Annotated in this window: 2 protein-coding genes; one reads left to right on the forward strand and one right to left on the reverse strand. The window is 62.1% G+C overall.

The window, feature by feature from the left end; translation table 11 throughout:
• Positions 1-481: pilus assembly protein PilM (pilM, locus tag AC04MI_RS25310; RefSeq protein WP_476499063.1), on the reverse strand; the 481-nt coding region annotated here is incomplete at its 3' end.
• Between the two features lie 238 nt (positions 482-719).
• Here pilM and AC04MI_RS25315 point away from each other — a divergent pair.
• The coding region (locus AC04MI_RS25315; RefSeq protein WP_476499064.1) for a transglycosylase domain-containing protein at positions 720-1,229 on the forward strand (510 nt) is incomplete at its 3' end.

Genomic DNA, 1,229 nt, shown 5'->3' on the forward strand with positions numbered 1-1,229 from the left:
GGCCTTCGCGGTCCTGCACCTTTTCCTTGCGGGACGCGGCAATCAGCACCTCGACGTCTCCGGCAGAGGCGGTGCTCTGCCCGGTCACGCAGAAATCGAGGCTGACTTCGTCGAGCGAGAACGGGATGTACTGGTTGGCTTCGGACTCGACCTGGATTTCGAGCTCCTGCTCGCTCATGCCGCCCGGAAGAATGATCTTCTTGGTGATGACTGCCGAGGGAGGCAGCGCCAGCGCGACGTTGCGCGTGCGGGTGCCGCTCTTGCGCACGACCCGGCGGACGGCTTCGGCCACTTCGTCGAACTTCTCGACGTTGCCGTCGGTGATCCAGCCCCGTTCCAGGGGTTCGATCGCGCAGCGCTCGAGAACCAGCTTGCCACTGGCTTCACGGCCAAGCTCGACCAGCTTCACGCTGGAAGAGCTGACATCCAGGCCGAGCATGGGGGCGTTCTGACGGCGAAACAATGATCCGAAAGCAGCCAAGTTAGGTCCCTTTACCCCTGCATTTGTAACCAATGGAAAAATTTGCGTTCGGTTGCATGCTAGCAGCAGACGTAGCGGCGGCCAAACAACCCGCGCCGGCAAAATGGCGGACCGTTGTCAAAAGCTGACGCTGAAGCCACATTTAGTAACTTTTGGTTTAGCCCGCAACGATGCACACAAGTTCGGCCCGTGGCAAGGGGGCGGCTTTTTATAATGTGCGGTGACTCCCCGGGCCCACATGCAAGAAACTTCACGCCCCAAAGGGCCAGCCAAGACCCCTCCTTCCACACGACCAGCCTGGCTGAAATGGCTGCTGCGCTTCATGGTCTGGGGGTTCGGCATCGCCGCGGCCGGTGTTCTGGCGCTGCTGTGCGTGATCGCCGTCGCCCTGGCTGTGGCCTACCCCAACCTTCCCGACATCTCCGAGCTGTCGGACTACCGGCCGAAACTGCCGCTGCGGGTCTTTTCCGCGGAAGGCATCCTGATTGGCGAATTCGGCGAGGAGCGGCGCAATCTAACCCCGATCGCGGCAATCCCCAAGCTCGTGAAGGAGGCGGTGTTGGCTGCCGAAGACACCCGCTTCTACGACCAYGGCGGCGTCGACTACAAGGGCATGGTGCGCGCCGGCCTGGCCAACATGAACCGCGTGAAGAGCCAGGGCGCCTCGACCATCACCATGCAGGTGGCGCGCAACGTCTACCTGAGCTCCGAGAAAACGCTGACCCGCAAGATCTACGAGGTGCTGCTC

Source organism: Acidovorax sp. LjRoot204 (assembly GCF_056175785.1).